Consider the following 24,453-nt stretch of genomic DNA (forward strand, 5'->3'; position numbering starts at 1 on the left):
TTCCGGGGAAAGGGAGTCATGTCCGAAACCTCCCGTTCTCAGGCCCACCTGCACCAAGATCCGTCCGGAGCGGCCACCGCCCCGGTCGGAGCGCGGAGCACCGGGGTCCGGAGAACCGCTGTCGGGGTCAGCGAGCTGGTCCAGTCCGCCCTGCCGCTGATCGCGGCCTGGCTGCCCGGCCAGCGCTGGTACGCGGGCAAGGGGCGCGCGATCACCGGGCTCACGCCCTTGGTCGGCACCCCGCTCCAGGTCGGCGACCCGGCCCTGCTCCACCTGCTGCTGCGGGTCGAGTACGCGGGCGACGACTCGCCCGGCGAGATCTACCAGCTGATGCTCGGGATCCGTTCCCAGCACTCCCTGGGCCTGCCGCCGACCGCCGTGCTCGGGCGGCTGACCGGCGGCCAGCACGACGGCGCCGCGCTCTACGACGCGGTGCACGACCCGGAGCTGACGGGCCGTCTGCTGGAGCACCTGGCCACCGGTGACCGGTTCGGCGCGCTGTCGTTCCGCCGCACCCCGGGCCCGGGCCTGCCCGCCCACCTGCCCGGCCGGGCCTCCACCGCCGAGCAGTCCAACAGCTCGGTGATCTACGGCACCGAGTTCATCCTCAAGCTGTTCCGCCGGATCAGCCCCGGCACCAACCCGGACCTGGAGCTCTCGCTCGCGCTCTCCCGGGCCGGCTCCACCCGGATCCCCCGGGTGGCCGCCTGGTTCGAGAGCCGGATGGAGGGGGCCGAACCGGCCACCCTCGGCCTGCTCCAGCGCTACCTGCCGGACGCCGAGGACGGCTGGGTGCTCGCCCTGGACCAGGTCGGCCGGCTCAAGGGCGACCCCTCCCCCGGCAACTTCGCGATCGAGGCGCACCGGCTCGGCCGGGCCACCGCCGAGGTCCACCGGGTGCTGGCCCGCTCCATGCCGGTGGCCCGCCTGGACCGCGCCCAGACCAGCCTGCTGGCCGCCCAGATGGCCGACCGGCTGGACCGGGCGGTCACCGCCGTGCCCGGCCTGGCCCGGTACCGCACCGCGCTGCGGGCCGCCTTCCGCGCCCTGACGGCGGATCACCTGGACGGCCTCTCGGTCCAGCGCATCCACGGCGACCTGCACCTGGGCCAGGCGATGCGCACCCCGCACGGCTGGGTCCTGCTGGACTTCGAGGGCGAGCCCGCGAAGCCGCTGGCCGAGCGCAGGCTCCCGCAGCCGGCGCTGCGCGACGTGGCCGCCATGCTGCGCTCCTTCGACTACGCCGCGGCCCACCTGCTGGCCGGCACCCCGGCCGACCCGGAGCTGGCCCACCTGGCCGCCGCCTGGGCCGGGCGCAACCGCACCGCGTACTGCGCGGGCTACACCGCCGGCGGCGGGACGGACCCGCACTCGGCGCCGGAGCTGATGCGCGCGCTGGAGATCGACAAGGCGGTCTACGAGGTGGTCTACGAGGCCCGGCACCGGCCGAGCTGGCTCCCCATCCCGCTGGCCGCCATCAACCGCCTGGCCCTCACCGTCTGACGCCGCGTCCGCCCCTCCCCCGCTTCCCCCGCTTCCCCCTTCTCCACCGCTCGGCCCCGCTCAGCCCCGCCCCGACGATCCGCCCGACCCCCCGCAGGAGGACCCCGCCGTGACCCCGCCCGGCCAGAAGCGCGACCGCAGCACACCCGTGCCCGCCACCTTCCTGCCCGAGCGGCCCGGCGATCCGGCCCACCGCCGCGTCAAGCCCCGCCCCGGGCGCACCCACCCGCCGGCCCCGCCCCGCCCCGTCGCGGTCACGGCGGAGCCGACGGCACTCACCCCGGAGCCCTCACCGGAGCCCTCGCCCGAGCCCGCCACCACAGCGCCCGCCCGCCGCGCGGAGACCGCGCTGCGGCTGCCCGAGGCCCCGCTGCCCCCCGGCGAGATCGACCGGCTGCTCTCCGGCGAGCACCACGACCCGCACTCCCTGCTCGGCGCCCACCTCACCACCGAGGGCGTGACGATCCGGGTGCTGCGCCCGTTCGCCGAACGCGTGGTGGTGCTCACCGGGCAGGGGCCGGTGGAGCTGACCCACCTCCAGCGCGGCCTGTTCACCGGCCTGCTGACGGGCCTTCCGGAGATCCCGGCGTACTCGCTCCGGGTGAGCTACCCCGGCGGCGAGCCGCTGGAGCAGCAGGACGGCTACCGGCTGCCGCCCACCCTGGGCGAGCTGGACCTGCACCTGATCCGGGAGGGCCGGCACGAGCAGCTCTGGCGGGCGCTCGGCAGCCAGGTCCGCACGGTGGCCGGGATCGCCGGCACCGCCTTCGCGGTCTGGGCCCCGAACGCCACCGGCGTGCGGGTGATCGGCGACTTCAACCACTGGGACGGCACCGGCCACCCGATGCGCTCGCTGGGCTCCTCCGGGGTCTGGGAGCTCTTCGTGCCGGGGCTGGCCGAGGGCACCACGTACAAGTACGAGATCCACACCCGGCACGGCCAGGTGCTGGAGAAGGCCGACCCGCTGGCCCGGGCCACCCAGGTGCCGCCGGCCACCGCCTCGGTGGTGACCAGCTCGGCGTACGAGTGGGACGACCGGGAGTGGATGGCCCGCCGGGAGCGCACGGTGCACCACCGGGCCCCGATGTCGGTCTACGAGCTCCACCTCGCCTCCTGGCGGCCGGAGTTGACCACCTACCGCGAGCTGGCCGCCGAACTCCCCGGCTACCTGAAGGACCTGGGCTTCACCCACGTGGAGTTCATGCCGGTGATGGAGCACCCCTTCGGGGGCTCCTGGGGCTACCAGGTGACCGGCTTCTACGCGCCGACCTCCCGGCTGGGCTCCCCCGACGACTTCCGCTTCCTGGTGGACACCCTGCACCGGCACGGCATCGGCGTGATCGTCGACTGGGTGCCCGCGCACTTCCCCAAGGACGCCTTCGCGCTGGCCCGCTTCGACGGCGAGCCGCTCTACGAGCCGGCCGACCCGCTGCGCGCCGAGCACCCGGACTGGGGCACCCTGGAGTTCGACTACGCCCGCACCGAGGTGCGCAACTTCCTGGTGGCCAACGCGGTCTACTGGTGCGAGGAGTTCCACGTCGACGGCCTGCGGGTGGACGCGGTGGCCTCGATGCTCTACCTCGACTACTCCCGCGAGGGCGGTGCCTGGACCCCGAACCAGTACGGCGGGCGGGAGAACCTGGACGCCGTCGCCTTCCTCCAGGAGATGAACGCCACCGTCTACCGGCGCTGCCCCGGCGTGGTCACCATCGCCGAGGAGTCCACCGCCTGGGACGGCGTCACCCGGCCCACCGACTCCGGCGGCCTGGGCTTCGGCCTGAAGTGGAACATGGGCTGGATGCACGACTCCCTGGTCTACATGTCCAAGGAGCCGGTGCACCGCAAGCACCACCACGACGAGATCACCTTCTCCCTGGTGTACGCCTGGTCGGAGAACTACGTGCTGCCGATCTCGCACGACGAGGTGGTGCACGGCAAGCGCGCCCTGGTCTCCAAGATGCCCGGCGACTGGTGGCAGCAGCGGGCCAACCACCGGGCCTACCTGGGCTTCATGTGGGCCCACCCGGGCAAGCAACTGCTGTTCATGGGACAGGAGTTCGCCCAGGGCGCGGAGTGGAGCCACGAGGACGGCCCGCAGTGGTGGGTGCTCGCCGAGGACTGGCCGGCCGCCGGGGACCACCTCGGCGTGCGCCGCCTGGTGGCCGACCTCAACCACACCTACCTGGCCACCCCCGCCCTCTGGGAGCAGGACACCACCCCGGACGGGTTCCGCTGGCTGGACGGCGGCGCGGCCGAGGACAACCTGCTCTCCTTCGTCCGCCACGCCGCCGACGGCACCCCGCTGGTCGCGGTCTGCAACTTCTCCCCCGTGGTCCGCCACGGCCACCGCGTCGGCCTGCCCCAGCTCCCGGGCCGCGAGCAGCTCTGGGAAGAGGTGCTCAACACCGACGCCGAGCAGTACGGCGGCAGCGGCATCGCCAACTCCCACCCCGTCAAGTCCGAGGCCACCCCCTGGAACGGCCAGCCCCGCAGCACGGAACTGGTCCTTCCCCCGCTCTCCACCATCTGGCTCCGCCCGGCCTGACCGTGCCCGCCCGACGCGCACCGACGTCCCCCGGACCGAGCCTGCCGCCGCCACCCGGGCGTCGGCGGGCTCGGACGGCTTCGGCTGACCGGCCGTCAGGGCCCTGTGGCCCGACGGTCCGGTGACCTTCGTCCCTTGCCTCCGACGGGTGTGCGCACATGCGGACGTCCCTCACCAGTGCGAATGTATGGTCGATGTGACCGCTGACTGAGGGACGACCGAAACGGAGCTGCCAGGTGGCGCGCAGCGTGTACGTGACCGGGATCGACCGGGGGGACGGCCGTCAGGCGGTCGAACTCGGGGTCATGGAACTGCTCACCCGTCAGGTGGACCGGGTCGGGGTCTTCCGGCCGCTGGTCCACGCGAACGCGCCCGGCGAGGCCGGGTCGGACCACGTGGTGGAGCTGCTGCGCGACCGGTACCGGCTGGACCTGCCGACCAACGAGCTCTACGGCCTGACCTACGAGGAGGCCGCCGCCCTGCAGGCCGCCCAGGGCCAGGACGAGCTGGTCTCCGCCCTGGTCGAGCGCTTCCACGCGCTGGAGCGCCGCTGCCAGGCCGTACTGGTGCTGGGCACCGACTTCGCGGACACCAACATCCCGGACGAGCTCGCCTTCAACGCCCGCCTCGCCAACGAGTTCGGCGCCTGGGTGCTGCCGGTGGTCGGCGGCCACGACGAGGACCCGACGGCGGTCATCGCCGAGGTGCGCAACGCCCACCGGGCCTACCGCGACCTGGGTTGCTCGGTGCTGGCGATGATCGCCAACCGGGTGGCCCCCGGCGCCAAGCAGCAGATCCAGCGGGTGCTGGCCGAGAAGCTCTCCGTCCCGTCCTACGTGCTCCCGGAGGAGCCCGCCCTGGCCGCCCCCACGGTGGCCCAGCTGGTCGAGGCGACCGGCGCCGAGGTGCTGCTCGGCGACGCGGCCGGGCTGGCCCGGGACGTCCGCGGCTTCGTCTTCGGCGGCGCCATGCTGCCGACCTTCCTGAACGCGCTGACCGACGGCGCCCTGGTGGTCACCCCCGGGGACCGGGCCGACCTGGTGATCGGCTCGCTGGCCGCGCACGCGGCGGGCGCCCCGCCGATCGCCGGCGTGCTGCTGACCCTCGGTCAGCACCCCGGGCCTAACGTGATGGCGCTGGCCGGCCGGCTGGCCCCCGGCACCCCGGTGGCCGTGGTCCCCGAGGGCAGCTGGCTGACCGCCGCCGCCCTCACCCACCTGGAGGGCCGGATCGGCCCGGCCAGCCCGCGGAAGGCCGAGATCGCCCTCGGACTCTTCGAACTCCACGTGGACACCGCCGAGTTGACCAAGCGGATCGAGCTCGGCAAGTCCGAGCGGGTCACCCCGATGATGTTCGAGCACGAGCTGCTGGAGCGGGCCAGGTCGGCCCGCCGGCACGTGGTGCTCCCCGAGGGCACCGAGGAGCGGGTGCTGCGCGCCGCCGAGGTGCTGCTGCGCCGCAACATCTGCGACCTCACCCTGCTGGGCCAGCCGGACGAGGTGCGCCGCAAGGCGGCCGCGCTCGGCATCGCCGTCCCCGCCGAGACTCCGCACACCGAGACCGGGGAGCGCGACGGCGCCCGGCTGCGGATCGTCGACCCGGCCACCAGCCCGCTGCGCCAGCAGTTCGCCGAGCTCTACGCCAAGCTGCGCGCCCACAAGGGCATGACGGTGGAGCTGGCCCTGGACGTGGTCACCGACGTCTCCTACTTCGGCACCCTGATGGTCCAGGAGGGCATCGCCGACGGCATGGTCTCCGGCGCGGTGCACTCCACCGCGGCCACCATCCGCCCGGCCTTCGAGGTGATCAAGACCTCGCCCGGCGCGGCGATCGTCTCCTCGGTCTTCTTCATGTGCCTGGCCGACAAGGTGCTGGTCTACGGCGACTGCGCGGTCAACCCCGACCCGGACGCCCAGCAGCTGGCCGACATCGCCATCCAGGCGGCCGGCACCGCGGCCCAGTTCGGCGTGGAGCCCCGGGTCGCGATGCTCTCCTACTCCACCGGCACCTCCGGCTCCGGCGTGGACGTGGACAAGGTCCGCAAGGCCACCGAGCTGGTCCGCGAGCTGCGCCCGGACATCCTGGTCGAGGGCCCGATCCAGTACGACGCGGCGGTCGACCCGAACGTGGCCGCCACCAAGCTGCCCGGCTCCGAGGTCGCCGGACGGGCCACCGTGCTGATCTTCCCCGACCTCAACACGGGCAACAACACCTACAAGGCCGTGCAGCGCTCGGCCGGGGCCGTGGCCGTCGGCCCGGTCCTCCAGGGCCTGCGCAAGCCGGTCAACGACCTGTCCCGGGGGGCGCTGGTCCAGGACATCGTGAACACCGTCGCCATCACCGCCATCCAGGCCCAGGGCCAGGGACAGGCGCAGAACCAAGGAGCCGCCTCGTGACCGGAGCCACCCGGGTACTCGTCCTCAACGCCGGGTCCTCCTCGGTCAAGTACCAGCTGATCGACATGGTGGACGGCTCCCGGCTGGCCTCCGGCCTGGTCGAGCGGATCGGCGAGAGCGGCGGCCGCCTGGTGCACGCCCCGCACGGCCGGGAGAAGCGCGAGGTCTCGGCGCTGTTCGCCGACCACGCCGCCGCGCTCAAGGCGGTCGCCGAGGAGCTGACCGCCGACGGCCTCGGCCTGGACTCCCCCGAGCTGGCCGCGATCGGCCACCGGGTGGTGCACGGCGGGCTGCGGTTCACCGAGCCGACCCTGGTCACCGAGGAGGTGCTGGCCGAGATCCGCCGGCTGATCCCGGTCGCCCCGCTGCACAACCCCGCCAACATCACCGGCATCGAGGTGGCCCGGGCGCTGCGCCCCGACCTCCCGCAGGTCGCGGTCTTCGACACCGCCTTCCACGCCACCATGCCGGAGTACGCGGCCCGCTACGCGATCGACCGGAAGACCGCCGACGAGCACCGGGTGCGCCGCTACGGCTTCCACGGCACCTCGCACCAGTACGTCTCCCGGGCCACCGCCCGGCTGCTCGGCAAGGATCCGGCCGAGGTCAACGTGATCGTGCTGCACCTGGGCAACGGCGGCTCGGTCTCGGCCGTCTCCGGCGGGGTCTGCGTGGACACCTCGATGGGCCTGACTCCGCTGGAGGGCCTGGTGATGGGCACTCGTTCGGGTGACATCGACCCGGGCGTGGTCTTCCACCTGCACCGGGTGGGCGGCCTGAGCATCGATCAGATCGACGAGCTGCTGAACCGCCGCTCCGGCCTGCTGGGCCTGTGCGGGGACAACGACATGCGCGAGGTGATGCGCCGCGCCGAGGAGGGCGACGCCGAGGCGAAGCTGGCCTTCGACGCCTACGTGCACCGGCTGCGCAAGTACCTCGGCGGCTACTACGCCGTGCTCGGCCGGGTGGACGCGGTGGCCTTCACGGCCGGGGTGGGCGAGAACGCCGCCCCCGTCCGGGCGGCCGCCTGCGCCGGGCTGGAGGAGCTCGGCATCGCGGTGGACCCCGAGCTGAACGCGGTCCGCTCCGGCGAGGCCCGGGTGATCTCGCCCGAGTACTCCCGGGTCGCGGTGGCGGTGGTGCCGACCGACGAGGAGCTGGAAATCGCCAGGCAGTCCTTCGCTCTGGTACACCAAACCTGACGAACCATCAGCATCCCATCCCTCGGGACAGTTCGTTGACGATTCCTCAGCTTTCGGGCCGAATGCACCGATAACACGAACGGATAGACTGACCGATATGCGCCGAGCGAAAATTGTCTGCACCCTGGGTCCCGCCACGGACTCCTACGAACAGCTGAAGGCCATCGTCGAAGCGGGCATGAACGTCGCCCGACTGAACATGAGCCACGGCTCCCACGCCGAGCACGAGGAGCGGTACCGCAAGGTCCGCCAGGTGTCCCAGGACACCGGTCGCACCATCGGCATCCTCGCCGACCTCCAGGGCCCGAAGATCCGCCTGGCGACCTTCGCCAACGGCCCGGTCACGGTCGACAACGGTGACGAGTTCACCATCACCACCGAGGACGTGCCGGGCGACCAGCACATCTGCGGCACCACCTACAAGGGCCTGCCCGGCGACGTGAAGCCCGGCGACCCGGTCCTGATCAACGACGGCGTCATCGCCCTGGAGGTCGTCAGCGTCGACGGCCCCCGCGTGAAGACCGTGGTCGTCGAGGGCGGCGTGCTCTCGAACAACAAGGGGATCAACCTCCCCGGCGCGGCGGTCAACGTGCCGGCCCTGTCCGAGAAGGACAAGGAGGACCTGCGCTTCGCCCTGGAGCTCGGCGTCGACATGGTCGCGCTGTCCTTCGTGCGGAACGCGGCCGACATCGACGACGTGCACAAGGTCATGGACGAGGTCGGCATTCGTGTGCCGGTCATCGCCAAGATCGAGAAGCCGCAGGCGGTCGAGGCGATGGAGGAGATCGTCCTCGCCTTCGACGCCATCATGGTGGCCCGCGGCGACCTGGCGGTCGAGTACCCGCTGGAGAAGGTGCCGCTGGTCCAGAAGCAGCTGATCACCCTGGCCCGCCGCAACGCCAAGCCGGTCATCGTCGCCACCCAGATGATGGAGTCGATGATCCACGCCTCGCGGCCGACCCGCGCCGAGGTCTCGGACGTCGCCAACGCCATCCTGGACGGCGCGGACGCGATCATGCTCTCCGCCGAGTCCAGCGTCGGCAAGTACCCGGTCGAGACGGTCAAGACCATGAGCCGGATCGCCGAGACGGCCGAGGAGGAGCTGCTCGCGCAGGGCCTCCAGCCGCTCAACCCGGGCCGCAAGCCGCGCACCCAGGGCGGCTCGATCGCCCGCGCCGCCTGCGAGCTGGGTGACTTCCTCAACGCCAAGGCGCTGGTCGCGTTCACCAAGTCCGGTGACACCGCCCGCCGCCTGTCCCGCTACCGCTCGCCGATCCCGGTGATCGCCTTCACCCCGGACGCCGCGACCCGCGCCCAGCTCTCGCTGAGCTGGGGCGTCGAGGCGTACGTCACCGAGCAGGTGGACACCACCGACGCGATGGTCGCCCAGGTCGACCAGGAGCTGCTCGCCCTGAGCCGGCTGAACGAGGGCGACACCGTCATCGTCACCGCCGGCTCCCCGCCCGGCATCCCCGGCAACACCAACATGGTCCAGGTCCACCACCTGGGCACCCGCTCCTGACCCTGCGGGAACGCCGAACGGGCCGTCACCTCCTCGGAGGTGACGGCCCGTTCGCTTCGCGTCCTAGTAAGGCGTCTGGTCGTTGTAGAGCCGCATGCCGGGGATCTTCAGCGTGCCGCCGAACTGCCCGGCCTGCACGGCCTTGGCGTCCTTCAGCTTGAGGTCCAGCGGGATCGGGACGGTGCTGAGCATGTCCCAGAGCCAGCGCGGCAGGGTGTCCGGGGTGAGGGTGATCTCGCCCAGGTCGATCGGGATCGGCAGGCCGATCACCTCGGTGAGGTGGCCGGACAGGCTCTCCACGTACATGGTGACCGGGCCCTGGCGCATCGTCGAGGTGGTGCCCGGTCCGCCCTTCACGTGGAAGGTGTAGCCCGGCACCTCGATCGTCGACATGTCGAGGTTCTCGATGTCCACGGAGGCGGTGGTGAACTTGAGCACCCGCTTGGTGCCGGTCGGCGTCCGGACGTCGTAGACGCCGTTGAAGACCGAGCCGTGCAGGGCCAGCAGGGTGGAGCGCAGCGTCCAGTTCTGCTCCGGCACCACGTGCCCGGGGCCGGCCGCCAGCGCCTTCGCCGAACGGGTGTCCACCGCGCAGTTGGGGTCGGCCGAGGGGCTCGCCGAACCGCTCGGCGCGGCACCGGGCTTGGCCTTCTCGGCGGACTTCGCGGACGGGCTCGCCGCCGCCTTGGCCGAGGGGGCCGAGGAGGGCTGCGCGGCCGGGGACTGCGGGGCCGCGCTCGTGCCGGTGCGCGACTGCGGGGTCCCGGCGGCCGGGGTCGGCGTGGCCGGCTGACCCGGGCCGGTCGCCGGGGTCGGCGTGGCCTGGGCCGGCTTCGGGGGCTGCGCCGGGGTCGGGGTCGGGCTCGGCGACTTCGGCGTGAAGACGCCGAGCAGGTCGTCGATCAGCCCGGCCTGGGACACCTTCGCGGTGCCGGAACCGCCCAGCGCGACCGCGTTGCTGACGGTCCGTCCGCCGCCCGTGAGGCTCGCCGCGGTCGGCGAGGCGGACGGAGCGGACGGGGCCGACGGGCTCGCGGGCGCGGAGGGCACCGTGCTGGGCAGGCCGGGGCCGGGGAGCGGGGTCAGCTCGCTCTTCGGGACCGGGGTCTCCTCCAGGATGGCGTCCGGCGCGGTGGCCGCACCGCAGGAGGTCTTCGGCTCGGCCTGCGCCAGGGTCGGGATCGCGCCCATCAGCAGCGCGGTCGGCACCGCGGCCAGCGCGAACGCGCGGCCCCGCAGCCGCCCGGTGCGGCGCGGCGCGGCGTGCCGGGGGCCGGGCACCGAGGCCGCGCCCGGCTCGACTGCGTCGGTCACCGCTGCTCCCCCTGCTCGGGCTGCGCCGGCTGCTCCAAGGCGGTGCGCTGGACGGGAAGCGCCTCGGTCTGCGCGGCCTGGTCGGTCTGCTCGGGAGCGGCCTGGAACTGCGCGACCTGCTGCCCGTCGGCCGGGTACTCCGTGAACTCGGCGCCGATCACCGGCGGTTCGGCCTCGTTCGGCGCCCAGGAGACCAGCAGGCCGCCGGCCACCAGGCCGAGGATCAGGCCGAGTCCGAAGCCGCCCAGGTTGGACATCGGGATGGAGACCAGCGCGAGGATGGTGGTGGCGACCCCGGCGAAGACCCGGACGACCGGCTGGAACCAGCCGGTGAGGCCGAGCGCGATCATCAGCAGGCCGATGACCAGCGAGCCGGCGCCGGCCGTGGTGGCCATCTGCACCGTCATCCCGTTGAGGTTGAGGCTGTGGTACGGCAGGTACAGGATCGGCACACCGGCGATCATGGCCAGCAGACCGCCCCAGAAGGGCCTGGAGCGGCGCCAGTTGCGGAACCCGGTCCGTGCACGGTTGAACGGGCTCCCGGCCTCCGGCCAGGACTGGGCAGTTGCGCTGGACACGATGCAACTCCTCGACGGGATCTACGAGGTGGAAGAGCGAGATGGTGCGGCCGGGGACGGCGAAGGCCGGCCCCGGCCTGGTGGACCGTCGTGCGACGGTCCGTCCGACTACTGCGCGGCCGCGTTCGGGTCGAGCACGGAACCGGTCTTCGGCTCCTCGTAGAAGCACTCCTTGCCCTTGCCGTTGCTGCCCAGGAACAGGTCGAGCGACAGGCCGCGAAGCTTGAAGGTGCCGGCCGAGGTGGCGTAGGCGGTCTGCTTCACGTTGGTGAGCTTGGCGGTCTTGGCGGCCTGCGAGAAGCCGATCGCGCCGGCCGGCTTGCCGGTGCCGAGCGCGCTCTTCCAGTCCTTGGTGGCGGTGCCGTCGAGGGTGGAGGCGTCCTGGCCGATGTTGATGTTCCCGAACTCCGCGTCACCACGCAGGCTGTCCAGGTCGATCAGCAGGTTCTCGGCCTCGACCTGACGGTTCACGTCGTCGCTGTTGCCGGCCTCGAGGCGCATGGTGACCTCGGGCAGCTTCAGACCGAGCAGGCTCGGGGTGGTGACCACCGACTGGCACATGTTCTTGAGGCGGGCCTTGTCGAACGCCGAGATGGCGACCGGGTGGACCTTGCCGTTGACCTCGGCGTCGAAGGAACCGAACTGGGCGAACTTCTCACCGTTCAGCTCGTCGACGGTGACCTTGAAGCGCTGCCCGGAGACGGCGAACGAGGCCGCGAGGGCACTGTTGGCGATGCCCACGCCGATCGCGGCGGTGGCCGCGATGCTGGGGACCATCACGAGCGCGAAGCGCTTCCAGCGGGTCTTGCCGAAAGTCTGGGACATGCGTGTCCTCCTTCTGGGACGCACATCTCCTGGCCGTGCCGGGCCACCCGTGCCCGGCGCCGACCTGGGATGGGAGAGAGCTGCGTCCTCGGTAGCGGCGACAACCAACGACCGCACGGATGTGCAGCCGAAGAAGGACAGGAACCGCGTGTGGGATCTGCGGATACCCCCCTGCCCTCCGACCGCCGGCGGGGACCGGCGGCGGCCCGGCGGGGACCTCTGGAGAGAGGACCGGGCGTCGCCGATCGTGCTTGAATCCCAGGCGAAGTACAAGAGGTGCGTTACTGACGGGTAATCCAACATCAGCACCCGTTGATCATGGAATCCAAGGCGCCATCACGGACAGTGACACCAGCCCGCCCGACCGGGGGCTTCATCCAGTGGAAACAGGGACGAAACACCCCCCATCGTCACCAGAGGTGACGAGTGGGGGGTGTGGTCAAGATTTGATAAACGCCTGTGGATTCCTGCGCAATGTCGCCAAATCTCCCACGGCACCGCAGGTCACACGCCGTGCCAGGGTCGTGCTCAGAACAGCACCCGGGCCAGCGCGGTGCGCGCCCTGACGACCCTCTCGTCCTCGGCGCCGATCACCTCGAACAGCTCCAGCAGCCGGAGCCGGGCGGTGTCCCGGTCCTCGCCGAAGGTGCGGCCCACGGTGTCCACCAGGCGCCCGAAGGCGTCCTCGACGTGACCGCCCACCAGGTCCAGGTCGGCCGCGTCCAGCTGGGCCGCCACGTCCTTGGGACCGGCGGCGGCCGCCGTGCGGACCACCTGCGGGTCCAACTTCTCGACCCGGTGCAGGAGTTCGGCCTGTGCCAGGCCGAGCTTGGCCTCGGTGTTCCCCGGCTGGTCGGTCAGCACGTTCTTGTACGCCTGGATCGCGCCGCCCAGATCACCGCGGTCCAGCGCGTCGTGCGCGGCGGACAGCGCCGGGTCCTCCGGGCGGACCGGCGCGACGGGGGCGCCGTCCGCGGAGACCGCGCCGCCGACGATGCCGAAGCGCTGCTCGGCGACGGCGATCAGCTGGTCCAGCACCTTGCGGACGTTGGCCTCGTTCTCGGCGCCCTGGAAGAGCGGCACCAACTGGCCCGCCACCACGGCCATCACGGCCGGGATGCCCTGAATGCCGAACTGCTGGGCGATCAGCTGGTTGGCGTCGACGTCGATCTTGGCGAGCACGATCCGGCCGGCGTACTCCTCGGCCAGGCGCTCCAGGATCGGGCTGAGCTGCTTGCACGGCCCGCACCACTCGGCCCAGAAGTCCACCACCACCGGGACCTCGGCGGAGCGCTGCACCACCTCGGCCTCGAAGGTGTCCTCGCTGACGTCGATGACCAGCGGGTAGGCGGCGGAGGCGGAGTCGTCCGCACCCCCGGCCGCCGCTTGGCGGGCCCGCTCGGCCCGGACCTGCTCGGCCTTCTGCGCGGCCTCACCGGCCGCCTTCACTGCGGCGAGGTCGACCGCACCACGCAGGGCGGAGCTGTTGAGACGCGAATTCGGTGACTGCATGGCACCATCCTCCCCCGTCCGCGCCCCCGACGTGTGCCAACCGCCGGGAAAAGGCCCGGTGGAACTGCCGGTCGCCCGGCACCGCCGGGCGGTCCCCCCGGCGTCGGCGGGAGTCGCCTCCCGGCGTAGTCGAAGGAGGGCCGGCGCGGATCCCCACCCGCGCCCCGCGTCCGCCCGATCCCTGGGCCGGACGCGTGGTTGTCGCTCTATTCGCTACGAGTCGTAGCGTATCTGCTCACCGGGCCGGTGCCGCAAGCCCTTCCGGGCCGGTGGGGACGTGAGCTGCCCCACTTTCCCCCGGCCTGCGGATGCCGCTCCGGCCAGTCTGTCGCTACCGTGTGCAGGCCAAGTTACTTGCAGGTAAACCGTAGGAGGCTCGGTGGCCCCCACCACCCGGCAGCCCGCCCCGGAACCGGACGCGGCCCTCACCGCGGACAACGCTCCGGCCCTCGCTCCCGCTCCCGCGCACCCGCGCGGCAAGGGGCGGCCGCGCAGCGCCGCCGCCGACACCGCCATCCTCGACGCGACCAGGGCCGCCCTCGCCGAGCTCGGCTGGGGCGGGCTCACCATGGGCCACGTGGCGGCCCGGGCCGGCGTCGCCAAGACCACCCTCTACCGGCGCTGGCCCTCCAAGAACGAACTGGTGGTCGACGCCGTCGCCAGCCTCTTCGACGACCTGGAGGTCGCCGACCTCGGCAGCCTGCGGGCCGACATCGAGGCGGTGGTCTTCCGCTTCGCCGAGCTCCTCGCCCGCCCCGAGACCCAGGCCGCCCTGCTCGCCCTGTTCGCCGAGGGCACCCGCGACCCGCTGCTGCGGCGGCGCATCCGCGAGCGGATCGTCGACCCGCAGAAGCACCTGGTCCAGCAGGGCCGGCTCAACGCCCAGCGCCGCGGCGAACTCGGACCGGACCTGGACGAGGCCACCGCCTGCGAGGAGATCGCCATCATCTTCGACACCATCGCCGGCACCGTCGAACACCGCATGCTGGTCAGCGGCGAACCCGTCACCCCGGACTGGGTGCACCGCTTCACCACCCTGCTCCTCAACCCCCTCCCGGGCCTGCTGGGCGGCTGAGGCGGCGGCGCCGAGGACGCCCGGGGCACCCGGGCCGCCGGTCATACCGTGGTACGACCCCGCGGTCGGCTCCCCGGTATGACGACGGGTCAGGTGGTCGCCGGGCAGGGTGGGTCCCGTCAGCCGGACCGACCGAGAAGGTGCCCACGATGCCGTCCACGACCCTCGCCCACCCCCGCCACCTCGCCACCGACGCCCTCCGGGCCGGCCTCGCGCTGCCCACCGGGCTGCTCCGGACCGCCCGGGCCGGGCGGGGAGCCGGCCGGCCCCTGGCACGGAGCGTGCTCGGGCTGCCGCTGGACCTGACGGCCCTGGTCCTGGTCGCCTACGCGGTCTTCAACACCGTGCGGAACTTCGGGTACCCGCTCTGGTACGGGGACACCGACTACCACCAGGCCTGGGGCGGGCCGACGATGGCCGGCGTCTGGGCGGTGCACGCCCTCGGCTGGGCCGCCTGCCTCTACGTGCTGGCGCGCTGGCCGCTGCGGTGGATCCGGCGCGGGCAGCGCGCGCTGGACTCCCGGCTGGGCTGAGCGACCGCGCCCCGGCGGCCGCCCTCCTGACGGCGGCTCGGGTGTGGCGGCGGCTCAAGCGTGGCGGCGGTTCGGCCCGGCGCGATTCAGACCTGGTAGCGGTCCGGGGCGAAGGCATCGAGGTGGGCGGCGACCCAGGCGGAGGTCTCCCGCAGGCCTTGGTCGAGGGTCACCCGGGGCTGCCAGCCGGTGAGTTCGCGGGCCAGGCGGTTGTCGGAGAGCAGCCGCTCGACCTCGCTGCCGCCGGGCCGCAGCCGGCCCGGGTCGGTGACCACCTCGGCCTCGCGGCCCGAGGCGGCGATCAGCCGGTGGGCGAGGTCGCCGATGGAGATCTCCCGACCGGTGCCGAGGTTGAGCACCCGGCCCAGCGCCGCCTCGGACCGCGCCGCCGCCAGGAAGCCCTCCGCGGTGTCGGTGGCGAAGGTGAAGTCCCGGGTCGGGGTGGTCGAGCCGAGCCTGATCTGCCGGGCACCGGAGTGGAGTTGGGCCAGGATGGTGGGGATCACCGCCCGGGCGGACTGCCGCGGGCCGTAGGTGTTGAACGGCCGGACCACCGTCACCGGCAGCTCGAAGGAGTGCCAGTGCGCGAGCGCCGCCATGTCGGCGCCGATCTTCGAGGCGGAGTACGGCGACTGCGGCTGCAGCGGGTGCTCCTCGGTGATCGGCACCGTCCGCGCCGTGCCGTACACCTCGCTGGTGGAGGTGTGCACCATCCGGGCCCCGTGCCGCAGGCAGGCCGCCGCGACGTTCTGGGTGCCGACCACGTTGGTCTGCACGTACGCCTCGGGCGCCTGGTAGCTGTACGGGATGCCGATCAGCGCGGCCAGGTGGAAGACGGTGTCGCAGCCCGCCACCGCGTCCTGCACCCGCCCCGGGTCGCGGACGTCCCCGGCGAGCATCTCCACCTGACCACCGCTCAGGTGGCGCGCCAGGTAACCGCGTTCGGCGTACGGCTTGTAGTGCACCAGCGCCCGCACCGACGCACCGCGCGCCACCAGCAGGTCGACCAGCGTCGAGCCGATGAAGCCCTCCGCGCCGGTGACCAGCACGCGCCGTCCGGTCCAGTCCGTCCAGTCGTTCATGCGACCCTCCTCAGGTCTCGGTGGTGTCCGCGGACGGTCCGCAGCACCTTGGCCGCCAGCAGGTCCGCCGCCTCGGCGTGCGTCCCCGGGTCGGCGGCCCGGCCCATCGCGGCCAGCCGGGCCGGATCGGCCAGCAGCGGGCCGGCCAGCTCGGCCAGCCGCCCGGCGGTGCACTCGGCGTCGGGCAGCAGCAGGCCGGCCCCGGCGTCGGTGAGCACCCGGGCGTTGTGGGTCTGGTGGTCGTGCGGAGCGTGCGGGTAGGGCACCAGCACGGCCGGGACGCCGGTGCCGGCCAGCTCCGCCACGGTGGCCGAGCCGGCCCGGCAGACCACCAGGTCGGCGGCGGCGTAGGCGAGGTCCATCCGGTCCAGGTACGGGACGGCCTCCGCGACCGGGTTCCCCGCCAGGCTCGAACGGGCCCGGGCCAGCGCCGCCGGGCCGGTCTTGACGAGCAGTCGGACGTCGTCCCGGCCGCGCCAGAGCTCGGCCAGGCCGAGCGCCGCCTCGGTGAGCCGGGCCGCACCGAGGCTGCCGCCGTTGAAGACCACCAGCCGGGCACCGGGCGGCACGCCGAGCCGCACCCGCGCCTCCGGTCGCAGCCCGGCCCGGTCGAGCCGGGCCAGCGATCCGGCCATCGGCATGCCGACCGTCTCGGCCTCGACGCCGGCCGGCAGGTGGGCCCGGGTGCGGTCGAAGGCCAGGGCGAGGTGCGGGGTGAGCCGGGCGGCGAAGCGGTTGGCCCGGCCGGGCACGGCGTTGGACTCGTGCACCACGCTGGGCAGTCCGGCCATCCGGGCCCCGAGGATCACCGGCGCACTCGGGTAGCCGCCCATGCCCACCGCGATCTGCGCTCCCTGGGCGCGCAGGATCTCCCGGCACTGCGCGCCGGAGCGCAGCAGAGCGGCCGGGAGCAGGTAGCGGCGCAGCCCGAGCGAGGCGTCGAAGGGGATCATGTCCACCGTGTGCAGCCGGTACCCGGCGGCGGGGATCAGGGTGGTCTCCAGGCCGCGCTCGGTGCCGACGAAGGAGATCTCCGCCTCCGGCCTGGCCCGGCGCAGCGCCTCGGCGAGCGCCAGGCCCGGGTAGATGTGGCCACCCGTGCCGCCCGCTCCGATCACCACCGACAAGCTCTGTTCTGTCATGGCCGAGGAGCCTGACGGGGCGTCGTAAGAGAGTTCTAATAGCCCGGTTTGCCATGCTTGTCCCCATGAGCAGCAGCCCGAGGATCCTGGTGGTGGACGACGACCCGGAGGTGCGGGCCGCCGTCGAGGACGGTCTCGCGGTGGCCGGGTACACCACCCGGGGCGCACCGGACGGCCTGGCCGCCCTGGCCGAGCTGGGCGGCTGGGAGCCGGACGCGCTGGTGCTGGACGTGATGATGCCCGGGCTGGACGGCCTGGCGGTCTGCCGGCGGCTGCGCGCCCTCGGCGACCGGACGCCGATCCTGGTGCTCACCGCGAAGGACTCGGTCAGCGACCGGGTGGACGGGCTGGACGCGGGCGCCGACGACTACCTGGCCAAGCCGTTCGCGCTGGACGAGCTGACCGCCCGGCTGCGCGCGCTGCTGCGCCGGGCCGCCCCGGAGGCGACGGACGGGGCGCTGACCCACGGCGACCTGACACTGGATCCGGTGAGCCGGACCGGCCGGCGCGGGGGGCGGCCGCTGGAGTTCACCCGCACCGAGTCGGCCCTGCTGGAGCTGCTGCTGCTCCACCCGGGCCAGGCCCTGCCGCGCGAGCTGGTGATGGAGCGGGTCTGGGGCGCGGACTTCGGGCCGGATTCCAACTCCCTGGCGGTGTACGTTGGTTACCTGCGCCGGAAGCTGGAGGCGGGTGGCGAGCCGAGACTCGTGCACACGGTGCACGGGGTCGGCTACCGCCTCGGTGACGCATGAGCGAGCACGCCCGCTGGCGCAGCCGCCGCCCGCTGCGCACCCGGCTGGCGCTGGCCACCTCGGCGGCGGTGGCCCTGGTCGCGCTGGGCGTGTGCGCCGCCGCCTTCGTGGTGATCCGCTACGAGCTGGTGCACCAACTGGACCTGACGCTCACCCAGCACGCCACCCTGGTGAAGCAGCAGCAGCGCGGGCAGCCCCCGCAGGTGCTGCACGGCGAGTGCGGCTACCTGGCCGCCCCGCCCTGCACCCAGATCGTCCCGGCCGACCCGGGCCGGGACCCGTCGGCGCCCTGGCTGCTGCCGGTCACCGGGGCGACCCGGCAGGTGGCGGCGGGGCGGCGGGCGGCGTACTTCACCGCCGTCACCGTGGACGGGCACCCGGCGCGGATGCTCACCACGCCCTACGAGGCCGAGCCGGGCCGGGCCGTCCAGGTGGCGCTGCGCTCCGACACGGTGGAGCAGGGCGTGCGCCAGGCCGGGGAGCTGCTCGCGGCGGTGGCCGGGGCCGGGGTGCTGCTGGCCGGTGGGCTCGGCTACGCGGTGGCCCGGACCGGGCTGGCCCCGGTGGCCCGGCTGACCTCGACCGCCGAGCGGATCGCCGCCACCCGGGACGCCACCGTCCGGATCGAGCTGCCCGAGGGCCGCGGCGAGGACGAAGTCACCCGGCTGGCACGGGCGTTCAACACCATGCTGGGCGAGCTGGAGCAGTCGGTGACGGCCCGGCGGCGGCTGGTCGCGGACGCCTCGCACGAGCTGCGCACCCCGCTCACGGCACTGCGCACCAACGCCGAACTGCTGGGCCGGGTCGAGCGGTTGACGCCCGAGCAGCGGCAGCGGGCGGCCGCCGGGCTGCAGCGGCAGCTGCGGGAGGTGACCGGCCTGGTGAACGACCTGATCGAGCTGGCCAGGGACGAGGAGCCGCAGGCCCTGGTGGAGACCGTCCGCCTCGACCTGCTGGTGGCGCACTGCGTGGAGACCGCCCGGGGCCACTGGCCCGCCGTGCGCTTCGAGGCCGCCCTGGCCGCCGACGTGACGATCCCGGGCGTCCCGGCCCGGCTGGTGCGGCTGGCGGGGAACCTGCTGGACAACGCGGCCAAGTTCAGCCCGCCCGGCGGCCCGGTCGAAGTGACCCTCACCGAGCGGGAGTTGACGGTGCGGGACCACGGCCCGGGGATCTCCCCGGAGGACCTCCCGCACGTCTTCGACCGCTTCTACCGGGCCCCGTCCGCCCGCGCCCTGCCCGGCTCGGGCCTCGGCCTGGCGATGGCCCGGCAGATCGCCCGGGCCCACGGCCTGGAGCTGGACGCGGAGCGGGCCCCCGGCGGCGGCGCGCTCTTCCGCGTGCGCCTCGGCCGCCGGGGGCCCGGGTGAGGGTCCGTCAGAACCGCGCGGTCTCCTGGTAGATGCCCCACTCGCCGCGCAGCGCGTTGCAGATCTCGCCCAGGGTGGCCTCGGCCCGGATCGCGTCGAGCATCGGCGGGATCATGTTCTCCCCGGAACGGGCGGCCGCCAGCATGGCGTCCAGCCCGGCCCGCACCGCGGCCTCGTCACGCGCGTCCTTGCGGGCGCCGAGCACCCGGACCTGCTCGCGCTCGACCTCGTGGCTGACCCGGAGGATCTCCAGTTCGGGAGTGACGCTGCGCGGGTGGCAGTTGACGCCGACCACGCGCTTGTCGCCCTTCTCCAGCGACTGCTGGTACTGGAAGGCGGCCTCGGCGATCTCACCGGTGAACCAGCCGTCCTCGATGCCGCGCAGGATGCCGGAGGTGATCGGCCCGATCGGGTGGTCGGCCGTCCCCTTGTCGAGGATGCGCTGGAAGATCTCCTCCGCCTGCGCCTCGATCCGGTCGGTCAGCGCCTCCACGTACCAGGAACCGCCCAGCGGGTCGGCCACGTTGGCGACGCCGGTCTCCTCCATCAGCACCTGCTGGGTGCGCAGCGCGATCTCGGCGGCCTGCTCGCTGGGCAGCGCCAGCGTCTCGTCCAGCGCGTTGGTGTGCAGCGACTGGGTGCCGCCGAGCACGGCGGAGAGCGCCTCGACGGCGGTGCGCACCACGTTGTTGTACGGCTGCTGGGCGGTCAGCGAGACGCCCGCCGTCTGGGTGTGGAAGCGCAGCCACTGCGCCTTCTCGGTCTTCGCGCCGTAGCGGTCGCGCATCCACCGGGCCCAGATCCGGCGCGCGGCGCGGAACTTGGCGATCTCCTCGAAGAAGTCCAGGTGCGCGTCGAAGAAGAACGACAGGCCGGGGGCGAAGACGTCCACGTCCAGACCCCGGGAGAGGCCGAGCTCGACGTAGCCGAAGCCGTCGGCCAGGGTGTAGGCGAGCTCCTGCGCGGCCGTCGCCCCGGCCTCGCGGATGTGGTAGCCGGAGACCGAGAGCGGCTTGTAGGCCGGGATGCCGGTGGCGCAGTACTCCATCAGGTCGCCGATCAGGCGCAGGTGCGGCTCGGGGGCGAAGAGCCACTCCTTCTGGGCGATGTACTCCTTGAAGATGTCGGTCTGCAGCGTGCCGTTGAGCACCGAGGGGTCGACGCCCTGGCGCTCGGCCGCCACCAGGTACATGCAGAAGACCGGCACGGCCGGGCCGCTGATGGTCATCGAGGTGGTGACGTCGCCGAGCGGGATGCCGTCGAACAGCACCTCCATGTCGGCGGCCGAGTCGATCGCCACGCCGCAGTGGCCGACCTCGCCGAGCGACTTGGCGTCGTCGGAGTCGTAGCCCATCAGGGTCGGCATGTCGAAGGCGACCGAGAGCCCGCCGCCGCCGGCCTCCAGGATCATCCGGTAGCGCTCGTTGGTCTGCTGCGCGTTCCCGAAGCCGGCGAACTGACGGATCGTCCAGGTGCGGCCGCGGTAGCCGGTGGCGTGCAGACCGCGGGTGAACGGGTACTCGCCCGGCCAGCCGATCCGCTCGAAGCCCTCCACGGGCTGGCCGGGGGCCGGGCCGTAGACCGGCTCGACCTGGTCACCGCTGAGCGTGGTGAAGTCCGCGTCCCGCTTCCGGGCCTTGTCGTAGCGCTGCTGCCAGCGCTGCCGGCCTGCCTCGATGTCCTCGGCGTCCACGTCAGGACTCCACTCAACTCACGGCCGCCGCCCTTGTGGGGCAGGGCACAGCTTCGGCTTGTCCCGACAATTTACTCGGACGTCCTAGTAAATGTCGATGGCTGCCGATGAGCGGGGCCGGGCTGTGTCGGGTCAGGCCTGCGCGGGCTGCTCGGTCACGATCAGCGGGGCGATCTCGCGCGAGACCTTGCGCTCGACGAAGAAGGCGGCGGTCGGGATGGTCCCGGCCAGCAGCACCCAGGCCAGCTTGCCCATCGGCCACTTGGCCTTGGAGCCCAGGTCGAAGGCGAACACCAGGTAGACCACGTAGAGCCACCCGTGCGCGATGCTGACCACCGAGGTGAACGAGGCCGCGGCGGAGCTGTCCAGCGCGTACTTCCCGACCATGCCGAGGGTCAGCAGGATCAGGAGGACGCCGGTGACGTAGGCCAGGGCCCGGTAGCGGGTCAGCACACTCTGCTTCATGGCATCGAGGGTAGCCGCCCTCACGGGCACCGATCCGCGGGGGTCGGCCCGGGCGCTCAGCCCTGGAAGTCGCCGGCCGCGACCCGCAGCGGGAGCAGCACCTCGAAGATCTTCCGGCACTGCTCCTCGCTGTAGCCCTCCAGGCCGAAGTCCATCGCCATCAGCTCCCGGGTGGCCTGCTCGACCACCTCGCGGCCCCGGTCGGTGATCGAGGCCAGCACGCCGCGGCCGTCCAGCGGATTGGGGCGCCGGGCCACCAGACCGGCCCGCTCCAGCCGGTCCACGGTGTTGGTCACGCTGGTCGGATGGACCATCAGCCGCTCGCCGATCTTGGAGAGCGAGAGCTCGCCGGTCCGGCTGAAGGTCAGCAGCACCAGTGCCTCGTACCGGGCGAAGGTCAGCCCGTACGGCTTGACCACCGCGTCCACCCGGCCGAGCAGGATCTGGTGGGCCCGCATCACCGAGGTGATCGCCGGCATCGCGGGCGCACCGCCCCACCGGTCGGTCCAGTGCGCCTCGGCGCGGGCGATCGGGTCGAAGTCGAGAGCTAGCGGCTTGGGCATCGCCCCACCGTACCCGCGAGTCGGCCCTCGGGTAGCGGCTGTCCACGATGGTGGACAGGGGTCACACCTGGCGGGGTCCCGCCAGCGGGGCGGCCGGACCGCCACCGAGCGTGCAGCCGATCGCTACGGTGAGCAACTACCGTCAGGGGAACGGGAGTTGCTGGTTCTCACGGCCCGACGGCGGGCCGCGTCGCGGCTCTGCCCGCGAGCACGGAGGTTCCGTCCCGCTATGCCCCTTGTGTCCGGCGCCGCGATCCGGCCACCGCACGGCGGGGGCGCACTGGCGGGACCCGGCCAATACCCGGCGAAGACCTGTCATTTCACCTGATGGATTGTCATGCTTCTGGCCATCCCGTACGGCGCCGCCACCCCACCCTCATGGCCGGTGCCGCCCGCGACCGCGACCGCGGTCGGCCCCCACGGAAGGAACCCGTACGTGAAGCGAATGCTGACGGTCGGCGCCGCTCTCTCCGCCACCGCGATCCTCGCCAGTGCCATCCAGGTCAGCGCCGTCGCCCAGGCCGCGCCGGTCTCCGTGAGCAGCAAGGGTTCGACCCTCCAGCGCGCCGAACTCAAGGCACTGGCCCAGTCGTACGCCCCCGTGGTGGCCAAGGCGCTGGGCCTCGGCTCCTCGGAGGCGCTGGTCGCCAAGGACGCCGTGCTGGAGGCCGACGGCAGCAAGCACCTGCGCTTCGACCGGACCTACGCCGGCCTCGCCGTGCACGGCGGTGACCTGGTCGCCCACCTGAGCGCCAAGGGCAAGGTCGTCTCCGTGGACAAGGCCACCGAATCGGCCATCGCGCTGCCCAGCCTGACCCCGGCCGTCGCGGCCGACAGCGCCGCCAAGCAGGCCAAGGGCGCCGTGCAGGCCACCGTCGGCCAGACCATCGACGCGGACGAGGCCCCGCTGAAGTCGGTCACCGGCACCTCCGCCGCCAAGCTGACGGTCTGGGCCGTCTCCGGTGCCCCGCGCCTCGCCTACGAGACCGTGGTCGAGGGCGTGCGCGAGGGCGGCATCCCCTCCGCCCAGCTGCTGATCACCGACGCCGCCACCGGCGAGGTGCTCTCCACCCACGAGCAGTACGTGGCGGCCGCCGCCACCGGCTCGGGCAAGGGCGTGCACGTCGGCTCGGTCACCCTGACCACCAACTACACCGGCTCCACCTACGAGTTGAAGGACCCGACCCGGGGCAACACCCGGACCTCCGGCCTGGCCGGCGGCACCTCGGGCAACGGCACCCTGTTCACCGACGCCGACAACGTCTGGGGCAACGGGCTGGCCTCCAACACGCAGTCCGCCGCCGTGGACGCCCAGTACGGCGCGGTGGCCACCTGGGACTACTACAAGAACAGCTTCAACCGCCTCGGCATCCGCAACGACGGCGTCGGCGCGCTGAGCCGGGTGCACTACGGCAACGCGTACGTCAACGCGTTCTGGAGCGACAGCTGCTTCTGCATGACCTACGGCGACGGCACCAACAACACCAACCCGCTGACCGCCCTCGACGTCTCCGGCCACGAGATGACCCACGGCGTCACCTCCAACACGGCTGGCCTGGTGTACTCCGGCGAGTCCGGCGGCCTGAACGAGGCCACCTCGGACATCTTCGGCACCATGGTCGAGTGGTCCGCGGGCCTGTCCGTCGACCCGGGTGACTACCTGATCGGCGAGAAGATCAACATCTTCGGCAACGGCAAGCCGCTGCGCTACATGGACAAGCCCTCCCAGGACGGCAAGTCCAAGGACACCTGGTACTCGGGCATCGGCTCGATCGACGTCCACTACTCCTCGGGCGTCGCCAACCACTTCTTCTTCCTGCTGGCCGAGGGCAGCGGCGCCAAGGTGATCAACGGCGTCAGCTACAACAGCCCGACCTCCAACGGCTCCACCATCGTCGGCATCGGCCGGACCAAGGCCGCCGCGATCTGGTACAAGGCGCTGACCACTTACATGACCTCCACCACCAACTACAAGGGCGCCCGCACCGCGACCCTGAGCGCGGCCTCCTCGCTCTACGGGGCCAGCAGCACCGAGTACAAGACCGTCGCCGCCGCCTGGTCGGCGGTGGGCGTCAACTGACGCTCCCTCAACGGCACTCCGACGGCCGGCCCCCTCTCCGGGGGGCCGGCCGTCCGGCGTCTAGCAGGTACACCGTCAAAGCGACAAGACGCCGGTGGTGGCGAAGTCCCGCCACTGGCACTTCTGGTACGTACCAGAGTCCCGATTACCCGCAATGTGTCCGCAACACGGGGATTGGTCTGGACAGTTGCCGGATTTCGACGGCCGTTCAGCTTCCGTTCGGGTCGAAACTCCGTACCGCTGCCCTGATTTGACCGACATGTCCGCCATGTCAGGGCGTCGATCCGGCCATCACGGAGCG

19 protein-coding genes are annotated in these 24,453 nt (G+C 72.8%); 10 read left to right on the plus strand and 9 right to left on the minus strand.

Features of this window, described 5'->3' with window-relative positions; translation table 11 throughout:
* Positions 1 to 18: 18 nt before the first annotated feature.
* The 5 genes from ACWEPF_RS12780 to pyk all read left to right on the plus strand — a co-directional run bounded on the left by ACWEPF_RS12780 (position 19) and on the right by pyk (position 9,168).
* Positions 19 to 1,503, plus strand: coding sequence for a maltokinase N-terminal cap-like domain-containing protein (locus ACWEPF_RS12780; protein WP_345290167.1), 1,485 nt, complete (start codon positions 19 to 21; stop codon positions 1,501 to 1,503).
* Between the two features lie 109 nt (positions 1,504 to 1,612).
* Positions 1,613 to 4,048: a 1,4-alpha-glucan branching enzyme gene (gene glgB / locus ACWEPF_RS12785; RefSeq protein WP_452172579.1), complete on the plus strand. Its 2,436-nt coding sequence runs from the start codon at positions 1,613 to 1,615 to the stop codon at positions 4,046 to 4,048.
* Between the two features lie 236 nt (positions 4,049 to 4,284).
* Positions 4,285 to 6,444 carry a phosphate acetyltransferase gene (gene pta / locus ACWEPF_RS12790; protein ID WP_452172580.1) on the plus strand — a complete coding sequence of 720 codons (2,160 nt, stop codon included), beginning with the start codon at positions 4,285 to 4,287 and terminating at the stop codon, positions 6,442 to 6,444.
* Entirely contained in the window at positions 6,441 to 7,646 is a 1,206-nt protein-coding gene (locus tag ACWEPF_RS12795) for an acetate kinase (protein WP_449795571.1), read from the plus strand. Before pta ends, ACWEPF_RS12795 begins: the two co-directional genes overlap by 4 nt.
* A gap of 97 nt (positions 7,647 to 7,743) precedes the next feature.
* Positions 7,744 to 9,168: a pyruvate kinase gene (gene pyk / locus ACWEPF_RS12800; RefSeq protein WP_345290162.1), complete on the plus strand. Its 1,425-nt coding sequence runs from the start codon at positions 7,744 to 7,746 to the stop codon at positions 9,166 to 9,168.
* A gap of 63 nt (positions 9,169 to 9,231) precedes the next feature.
* Here pyk and ACWEPF_RS12805 read toward each other — a convergent pair whose 3' ends face one another.
* The 4 genes from ACWEPF_RS12805 to trxA all read right to left on the minus strand — a co-directional run bounded on the left by ACWEPF_RS12805 (position 9,232) and on the right by trxA (position 13,397).
* Complete coding sequence (locus tag ACWEPF_RS12805) at positions 9,232 to 10,482, minus strand: hypothetical protein (protein WP_452172581.1); 1,251 nt, start codon at positions 10,480 to 10,482, stop codon at positions 9,232 to 9,234.
* The gene (locus ACWEPF_RS12810) at positions 10,479 to 11,060 is read right to left on the minus strand and encodes a DUF6114 domain-containing protein (RefSeq protein WP_452172582.1); all 582 of its coding nucleotides are present in this window, start codon (positions 11,058 to 11,060) and stop codon (positions 10,479 to 10,481) included. The genes ACWEPF_RS12805 and ACWEPF_RS12810 overlap by 4 nt, the downstream gene beginning before the upstream one ends.
* A 108-nt stretch (positions 11,061 to 11,168) precedes the next feature.
* Positions 11,169 to 11,885: a DUF6230 family protein gene (locus ACWEPF_RS12815; RefSeq protein ID WP_345290158.1), complete on the minus strand. Its 717-nt coding sequence runs from the start codon at positions 11,883 to 11,885 to the stop codon at positions 11,169 to 11,171.
* A 528-nt stretch (positions 11,886 to 12,413) separates the two neighbouring features.
* Positions 12,414 to 13,397 carry a thioredoxin gene (trxA, locus tag ACWEPF_RS12820; protein ID WP_449795574.1) on the minus strand — a complete coding sequence of 328 codons (984 nt, stop codon included), beginning with the start codon at positions 13,395 to 13,397 and terminating at the stop codon, positions 12,414 to 12,416.
* Positions 13,398 to 13,776: 379 nt separating this feature from the next.
* On the opposite strand from trxA, the gene ACWEPF_RS12825 reads away from it, so the two are divergent.
* Together ACWEPF_RS12825 and ACWEPF_RS12830 are read left to right on the plus strand one after the other, a co-directional pair.
* Positions 13,777 to 14,472, plus strand: coding sequence for a TetR/AcrR family transcriptional regulator (locus tag ACWEPF_RS12825; RefSeq protein WP_380150121.1), 696 nt, complete (start codon positions 13,777 to 13,779; stop codon positions 14,470 to 14,472).
* A 149-nt stretch (positions 14,473 to 14,621) separates the two neighbouring features.
* Positions 14,622 to 15,005: a hypothetical protein gene (locus ACWEPF_RS12830; protein ID WP_345283605.1), complete on the plus strand. Its 384-nt coding sequence runs from the start codon at positions 14,622 to 14,624 to the stop codon at positions 15,003 to 15,005.
* An 86-nt stretch (positions 15,006 to 15,091) separates the two neighbouring features.
* Here the strand turns inward: ACWEPF_RS12830 and ACWEPF_RS12835 are convergent, their stop codons facing one another.
* Both ACWEPF_RS12835 and ACWEPF_RS12840 read right to left on the minus strand, forming a co-directional pair.
* Positions 15,092 to 16,087, minus strand: coding sequence for an SDR family NAD(P)-dependent oxidoreductase (locus tag ACWEPF_RS12835; protein ID WP_452172583.1), 996 nt, complete (start codon positions 16,085 to 16,087; stop codon positions 15,092 to 15,094).
* Positions 16,084 to 17,229: a UDP-N-acetylglucosamine--N-acetylmuramyl-(pentapeptide) pyrophosphoryl-undecaprenol N-acetylglucosamine transferase gene (locus ACWEPF_RS12840; protein WP_452172584.1), complete on the minus strand. Its 1,146-nt coding sequence runs from the start codon at positions 17,227 to 17,229 to the stop codon at positions 16,084 to 16,086. The genes ACWEPF_RS12835 and ACWEPF_RS12840 overlap by 4 nt, the downstream gene beginning before the upstream one ends.
* Positions 17,230 to 17,294: 65 nt before the next feature.
* Here ACWEPF_RS12840 and ACWEPF_RS12845 point away from each other — a divergent pair, with 65 nt between their 5' ends.
* Together ACWEPF_RS12845 and ACWEPF_RS12850 are read left to right on the plus strand one after the other, a co-directional pair.
* Complete coding sequence (locus ACWEPF_RS12845) at positions 17,295 to 17,981, plus strand: response regulator transcription factor (RefSeq protein ID WP_452172585.1); 687 nt, start codon at positions 17,295 to 17,297, stop codon at positions 17,979 to 17,981.
* Positions 17,978 to 19,351, plus strand: coding sequence for a sensor histidine kinase (locus ACWEPF_RS12850; RefSeq protein WP_452172586.1), 1,374 nt, complete (start codon positions 17,978 to 17,980; stop codon positions 19,349 to 19,351). Before ACWEPF_RS12845 ends, ACWEPF_RS12850 begins: the two co-directional genes overlap by 4 nt.
* A 7-nt stretch (positions 19,352 to 19,358) precedes the next feature.
* On the opposite strand, the gene ACWEPF_RS12855 is transcribed toward ACWEPF_RS12850, so the two are convergent.
* From ACWEPF_RS12855 to ACWEPF_RS12865, 3 genes are all read right to left on the minus strand, one after another.
* A complete protein-coding gene (locus ACWEPF_RS12855; protein WP_345290150.1) occupies positions 19,359 to 21,044 on the minus strand; it encodes an acyl-CoA mutase large subunit family protein in 1,686 nt (561 codons plus the stop codon).
* A 132-nt stretch (positions 21,045 to 21,176) separates the two neighbouring features.
* A complete protein-coding gene (locus ACWEPF_RS12860; RefSeq protein ID WP_345290149.1) occupies positions 21,177 to 21,509 on the minus strand; it encodes a DUF3817 domain-containing protein in 333 nt (110 codons plus the stop codon).
* Positions 21,510 to 21,565: 56 nt separating this feature from the next.
* Positions 21,566 to 22,072 (minus strand): MarR family transcriptional regulator, encoded by a 507-nt coding sequence (locus ACWEPF_RS12865; protein ID WP_345290148.1) that lies wholly within the window; start codon positions 22,070 to 22,072, stop codon positions 21,566 to 21,568.
* 445 nt (positions 22,073 to 22,517) lie between these two features.
* Between ACWEPF_RS12865 and ACWEPF_RS12870 the strand changes: the two genes are divergently transcribed.
* Positions 22,518 to 24,152 (plus strand): M4 family metallopeptidase, encoded by a 1,635-nt coding sequence (locus tag ACWEPF_RS12870; RefSeq protein ID WP_452172604.1) that lies wholly within the window; start codon positions 22,518 to 22,520, stop codon positions 24,150 to 24,152.
* Positions 24,153 to 24,453: the final 301 nt, after the last annotated feature.

The organism is Kitasatospora sp. NPDC004289 (assembly GCF_053602875.1).